The organism is Streptomyces sp. NPDC043870 (assembly GCF_056435785.1).
In genome coordinates this window covers 73492-79647 of sequence record NZ_JBWKDT010000035.1, presented here as the reverse complement: position 1 = coordinate 79647, position 6156 = coordinate 73492, and the positions used below count along the sequence as shown (strand labels likewise).

Annotated in this window: 6 protein-coding genes; 2 read left to right on the top strand and 4 right to left on the bottom strand. The window is 71.1% G+C overall.

The window, feature by feature from the left end; genetic code table 11:
- Window positions 1–92: 92 nt before the first annotated feature.
- From AC0699_RS31230 to AC0699_RS31220, 3 genes are all read right to left on the bottom strand, one after another.
- Window positions 93–752: an NADPH-dependent FMN reductase gene (locus AC0699_RS31230; RefSeq protein WP_478667146.1), complete on the bottom strand. Its 660-nt coding sequence runs from the start codon at window positions 750–752 to the stop codon at window positions 93–95.
- Window positions 753–970: 218 nt separating this feature from the next.
- Window positions 971–1144 carry a CsbD family protein gene (locus AC0699_RS31225; RefSeq protein ID WP_478667144.1) on the bottom strand — a complete coding sequence of 58 codons (174 nt, stop codon included), beginning with the start codon at window positions 1142–1144 and terminating at the stop codon, window positions 971–973.
- A gap of 104 nt (window positions 1145–1248) precedes the next feature.
- Complete coding sequence (locus AC0699_RS31220) at window positions 1249–2184, bottom strand: NADP-dependent oxidoreductase (RefSeq protein ID WP_478667143.1); 936 nt, start codon at window positions 2182–2184, stop codon at window positions 1249–1251.
- 117 nt (window positions 2185–2301) lie between these two features.
- On the opposite strand from AC0699_RS31220, the gene AC0699_RS31215 reads away from it, so the two are divergent.
- Together AC0699_RS31215 and AC0699_RS31210 are read left to right on the top strand one after the other, a co-directional pair.
- The gene (locus tag AC0699_RS31215; protein WP_478667141.1) at window positions 2302–3393 is read left to right on the top strand and encodes a GlxA family transcriptional regulator; all 1092 of its coding nucleotides are present in this window, start codon (window positions 2302–2304) and stop codon (window positions 3391–3393) included.
- Window positions 3394–3508: 115 nt separating this feature from the next.
- Entirely contained in the window at window positions 3509–4771 is a 1263-nt protein-coding gene (locus tag AC0699_RS31210) for an MFS transporter (protein ID WP_478667139.1), read from the top strand.
- Between the two features lie 90 nt (window positions 4772–4861).
- On the opposite strand, the gene AC0699_RS31205 is transcribed toward AC0699_RS31210, so the two are convergent.
- A complete protein-coding gene (locus AC0699_RS31205; RefSeq protein WP_478667137.1) occupies window positions 4862–6115 on the bottom strand; it encodes a S8 family serine peptidase in 1254 nt (417 codons plus the stop codon).
- Window positions 6116–6156 lie beyond the last annotated feature (41 nt).

Here is a 6156-nt window from a genome sequence, read left to right as displayed (position 1 = left end):
CGAGATGCAGTTACTCCTCGCGGTCTGGACCGGCGCCTGCCCCACCTGTCACCGCGACATACCCACGGCGATACCAACCTGACCAAGCCCTACTAGTCCTCCGCCCGCTGGGTGACGGCCGCCTCGGTGCGGTCCCCGAGGAACTCGTACCAGCGGCGCTGCAGGCACACGTAGCTCACATCGGCCTCCACCAGGCTGAGGAAGGCCTGTACGGTCTCGGCCAGGCGTTCCTGCAGGCCCGAATCGGCGAGGAGGCCGTCCTCGGTGAAGCCCTGGTGCGACTTGGCGAGGCTGAACATGTCCGGATAGACGCGGGTGCCGAGGTGTTCCAGGGGAACCCTCAGCGACCACAGCCCGCGGTTGCCGCCCACCATGGACGGGGAGGCGGACAGCAGCATCGCGTGCTTGGACTTGAACGGCTGCGGCTGGACGCGGGAGACCCAGTCGATCGCGTTCTTCAGCACTCCGGGCATGGAGGCGTTGTACTCCGGGGAGGAGATCACGAAGGCGTCGCAGCGTTCGAGCCGGTCGCGCATCGCGAGCGCGCCCGCCGGCAGGCCTTCCTCGTCCTCCAGATCGCCGTCGTAGAGGGGCATGTCGAAGTCGTGCATGGCGGCGAGGTCGACGGTGGCGCCGGTGTCGGCGATCAGGCGGGCCACGAGGGAGGCCAGGCGGGCGTTGACGGACCCGGCCCGCAGCGCCGCGCCGAACACCAGCACCCGTAGGGGACCGGGGTGTGCGTCCGTGGGCATGGAGAACTTCCTTCCGGCGTGCGGCCGCCCGGCCAGGACGCCATGAGACCAGTGTGGTCCCGGGTAGGGCCGTCACGCGATCGGAGCGGGCCTTCCGGGCGAGGTCCGGCCTCGCGTGGGGCGGCGCCCTGGCCAGGGGCCTGATCAGCACCCGGCAGGTGTCTGCCCGGTGCTTCGGTCGACGCTTGGCCAGTGCTGTGGTCGGTGCGAGGGTCAGGTCAGTGCTTCGTCGCCTTGCGGACCCGTTCGGCCGCCTTCTCCGCCATCTCCTGTGCCTTGCCGCGCAACTGGTCTCCCTTGCCGTGCCTGACCATGGACTTGTCGTGCATGGTCTTGCCCAGGGTCTCCTTCAGCTTGCCCTTGATCTGTTTTGCCTTGGCGTTGCCCTGCATCAGGATCGCTGTCCTCTCGGGATCAGGGTGGGGTACGTCCGCACCTGTTCACCCTGCGCCTGCGTACGGGACGGCGCAAACGCTCGCCCCGTACGTCGTTCGCCTCACCCGGCGACCGTGAGGACGATCTTTCCTTTCGTGCGGCCGCTCTCGCCGATCTCGTGGGCCTTGGCGGCCTGTTCGAGGGGGAGCACGGTGTCGACCTCGACGCGCAGCCGGCCCGACTCGACGAGCGCGGCGATCTCCTTCAGCCCCGAGTGGTCGGGTTCGACGATCGTGAAGCCGGCGCGGAGGCCGAGCTCGGCGGCCGGGGCCTCCAGACGGGTCTCGTGCGGGGAGGCCAGGGAGACGAGCGTGCCGCCCCGGCGGAGGGTCCGGAGGGAGCGGGGGCCGTAGTCCCCGCCGATGGTGTCGAGGACGACATCGAGGTCGGGGGCGGCGGTGACGAAGTCGGTCTCGGTGTAGTCGATGACCTCGTCGGCGCCGAGTCCACGGACGAACGCGTGCTTGGCCGCGCGGGCGGTGCCGATGACGTACGCGCCGCGGGCCTTGGCGATCTGTACGGCCAAGTGGCCGACGCCGCCCGCCGCGGCATGGACGAGGACGCGCTGCCCGGGCTGTACGTCCGCCGTGTCGACGAGGGACTGCCAGGCGGTGAGCGCGGCGACCGGCAGGGCCGCGGCCTCGACGTGGGAGATACCGGCCGGCTTACGGGCGAGGTGGCGGGCCGGCGAGGTGACGAACTCGGCGTACGCGCCCGCCGGCTGCGGCAGCCGCGGCATCCCGTACACCTCGTCGCCCGGCCGGTACATCGTCACGCCGAGCCCGACCGCCTCCACCACTCCGGACACGTCCCAGCCCAGCCGGACCGGGGTGTCGCCCAGGAGACCGCCGGTCGAGCGGTGCCACCAGTCGGTCGGGTTGACGCCTGCCGCGTGCACCCGGACGAGCACTTCCGAGGGACCGGGCACCGGGCGGTCCACCTCGACGACCCTCAGTACCTCGGGGCCGCCGAGCGTGTCCTGGCCGATCGCGCGCATGGTCGTGTTCCTTTGCCGTCGTGTGGTTTCCCCCGGTGGGGCGGTACGGCCCTACTCTGCTCGGCCCGGTCGGGCGTCTCGAGTGGCCGGATGGCCAAGGTGTGAAAGGATCTGGCCATGCATCGCGTCGTGGTACTGGCACTTGAAGGCGTCTACCCGTTCGAGCTGAGCATCCCGGTCCGGATCTTCGGCACCGCGCGGGGCGGAAGCGATGAGCCGCTGTACGACGTGATCACCTGCAGCCTGGACGGGGGCCCGGTCCGTACCAGCGCCGACTTCACCATCGGCGTGGAGCACGGTCTGGAGACCCTCGGGACGGCGGACACGCTCGTGATTCCGCCGTTCACCTGCGGCACGGCGGAGAACGGGGAGCGGGAGTGGCTTCCGGCGCCGCTCGCCGAGGCGTTCACCCGCCTGCGGCCCGGCACCCGCACCGTCTCCATCTGCACCGCGTCGTACGTCCTCGCCTCCGCCGGGCTCCTCGACGGCCGGCGCGCCACCACGCACTGGAACGAAGCCGAGTACTTCCAGCGGCAGTTCCCCCTGGTCGTCGTCGACCCGGACGTGCTCTTCGTCGACGACGGCGACGTCCTCACCGCGGCCGGGGTCGCCGCCGGGGTGGACCTGTGCATGCACCTGCTGCGTCGTGACCACGGCAGCGCGGTCGCCAACCGGGTGGCCAGGCTCTGTGTCGTACCGCCGTGGCGTGACGGCGGGCAGGCGCAGTTCATCGAACGCCCCGTGCCGGAGCCGACGATCGCCACGACATCCCCCACCAGGGCGTGGGCGCTCGGACAGCTGTACCGGCCGCTGTCGCTGGCCGAGTTGGCGGAACACGCGCGGATGAGCGTCCGTACGTTCTCCCGGCGCTTCCGCGACGAGGTGGGGATGACGCCCGGGCAGTGGCTCACCCAGCAGCGTGTCGAGAACGCGCGACGGCTGCTGGAGACCAGTGATCTGCCGGTGGACCGGGTGGCGGAGGAGGCGGGGTTCGGGACCGCCGCGTCGCTGCGGCAGCATCTGGTCGCGGCGATCGGGGTGGCGCCGATGGCCTACCGGAACACGTTCCGCGGCACGGTCCTCGAAACGTCGCGCGACGCGTCCCGCGACAGTCCCCGCAGTACGGCTCGCGATACTCCCCGCAGCGCGGCTCGCGACACGTCCGGCAGTGGCCGGACGCGGCAGGGAGCCGGCGTCGAGGCGAGCTGAGCGCGCCCCGCCCACCCGGAGTAAGGGGCCCACCCCGCTGCGTCCCTATACTGCCGCTCATGCCGCCAACAGTCCGCACACCAGCCCACCGCCCCTGGCCCCTGGCCGGCCGGATATGACCGCGACCGGCACCCCCGTCCGCGACCGCCGCCGCATCCTCGCCGATCTCACGCCCCTGCGCGCCTCCGTCCACTACCGGCGGCTCTGGTTCGGGAACACCGTCTCCTGGATCGGCCAGGGCATGACGACCCTCGCGATCTCCCTCCAGGTGTACGACATCACCCGCTCGACGTTCTCCGTCGGGCTCGTCGGGCTCTTCTCCCTCGTTCCGCTGATCGTCTTCGGGTTGTACGGCGGCGCCGTCGCCGACACCGTCGACCGCCGCAGACTCGGACTGTTCAGCGCGACCGGGTCCGCGGTGCTGTCGGCCGCGCTCGCCACCGCCGCGTTCGCGGAGTTCCACCACGTGTGGTTCCTGTACGCGGTGGTGTCCGGTCAAGCGGTGTGCGCCGCGCTCAACGCACCCGCCCGCAGCGCGATGATCCCCCGGCTGCTGCCGCCCGAACAGCTGCCCGCCGCCAACGCCCTCAACTCCATGACGATGACGTCCGGCATGCTCATCGGGCCGATGCTGGGCGGCGTCATCGTCGGATCCGGCGGCTACCAGGCCGCGTACCTCATCGACGCCATCGCGTTCGGCGCGGCGCTGTACGCCATGTGGCGCCTGCCGTCGATGCTCCCCGACCGGGACCGTACGGACACCAAGCGGGCCTCGGTCCTCGACGGGCTGCGCTTCCTCGCCACCCGCCCCAACATCCGCATGACCTTCTTCTCCGACTTCTGCGCGATGATCCTGGCGAAGCCGACGGCGCTGTTCCCCGCCGTCGCCGTGCTCTGGTACGGCGGGGACGCCCGCACGACCGGTCTCCTCGTCGCCGCCCCCGCCGTCGGCGCGCTGCTCGGCGGTGTGTTCTCCGGCTGGCTGGGGCGGATCCGGCGGCACGGGGTGGCGATCCTGCTCGCCGTCGCGGCCTGGGGAACGGCGATCGCGGTCTTCGGACTGACCAGGAACCTCTGGCTCGGGCTGTTCTTCCTCGCCCTCGCGGGCTGCGCCGACACCGTCTCCATGGTGTTCCGGAACACCATGCTCCAGGCAGCCGCGCCGGACGAGATGCGCGGACGGCTCCAGGGCGTCTTCATCGTCGTCGTCGCGGGCGGGCCGCGCCTCGGGGACTTCCTCGCGGGATCGGTCGCCGACCTCACCTCGCCCATGGTCGCCATCACCGGCGGCGGGCTCGCCTGCGTCCTGGCGATCGGTCTGCTGGCGCTGCGCGGACGCGGGTTCGTCCGGTACGACGCCCGCGAACCGACGCCGTAGAGCGGCGCCCCAGCAGGGGCGCCGCTCGGCAGGAGGCGGCGGGGACGTCCGGAAGGAAGCCGTGGGGGCGCCTCCGAACGAACCCGCCGCTCAGAGGGAACCGACGTTGAGCAGAGGCTCCTGGATGCTGTCGCCGTCCTCGGAGGGCGCGGTCCAGTCGAAGGTGCCGGCGCTCTGCAGAGCCGCCTTGACGGTGCTGGGCGACGCACCGGGGTGCTTCGCCCGGTACAGGGCCGCGCCGCCCGCGACATGGGGCGCGGCCATCGAGGTGCCGGACAGGGTGGAGTAGCCGCCGCCCGCGAAGGTGGACTCGATGCACACACCCGGAGCGATCAGGTCGATGTCGGAGCCGTAGTTGGAGAAGTCGGCGAAGGTGTCGTCCTTGTCATTGCGGCACGTGGGTGAGCCGAGGCCCGCGGGCTTGCCGTCGAAGTCGGCCAGCGCGCTGACGGTGATCACTTCGTCGTATGAGGCGGGGGCGGTGTTCTTCGCGTCGGCGTGGTCGTTGGCGGCCGCGACGACGTAGGTGACGCCCTTGGCGACGGAGGCGCAGATCGCCTGGTGCATGATGTCGTTGTCGCTCGCGCCGCACTCGCCGTCGTCGGCGCCCTCACCGCCCAGGCTCATGTTGACGACGTCGATCTGGTCGGCGTGCGCGGTGACGTAGTCGATGCCGCAGACGACGTCCGCGGTGGAACCCCACCCGAGGGGGCTGAGCACCTGGACCGGCCAGATCCGGGCGCCAGGTGCGACACCGACCACACCGGTGTCGTTGTCCAGGGCGCCGACGATGCCGGCGACATGCGTGCCGTGACCGTGCAGGTCCATCTGCTTCATCTGGGGCAGCCAGCAGTTCGTGCCGCCGTCCGCGTAGACATTCAGGTCCGGGTGGTTCGCGTCGACTCCGGTGTCGATCACCGCGACGTCGACATCGACCTGGCTGTCCACGCCGTCGATGGCGGCGGTGGGGCTGTGATCGGCCTCGGCCCGGTCCACACCGCTGGGGACCGACTGGGAGGCGATCCGCACCGTACGGTCGGGCTGCACGGACTGGACCTTCGGGTCCTCGGCGAGCGCGGCAGCCGCACTCGCGCTCATGGACGCCGCGTAGCCGTGGAGGGCGTGGCGGTAGACGTGCTTCACCTCCGCGCCCATGGAGGATGCCTGTTGCACGGCCGCCTCCACGGCCGCGTCTTCCTCTCCGACTGCGGCGGTGTCCTTGAGGGTCACGATGTACTGGCCGGGGATCTGGCCGGACTGTGCAGGTGCTTCGGCAACTGCGGGAGCCGGGGACGCGGCGGCAAGGGCGAGGACAAGGAGGGTGACGCCGAAGATTCTGGGCATCCCAGACCTTTCTTTGGATGTCGACGGTGGATGAACCGGCT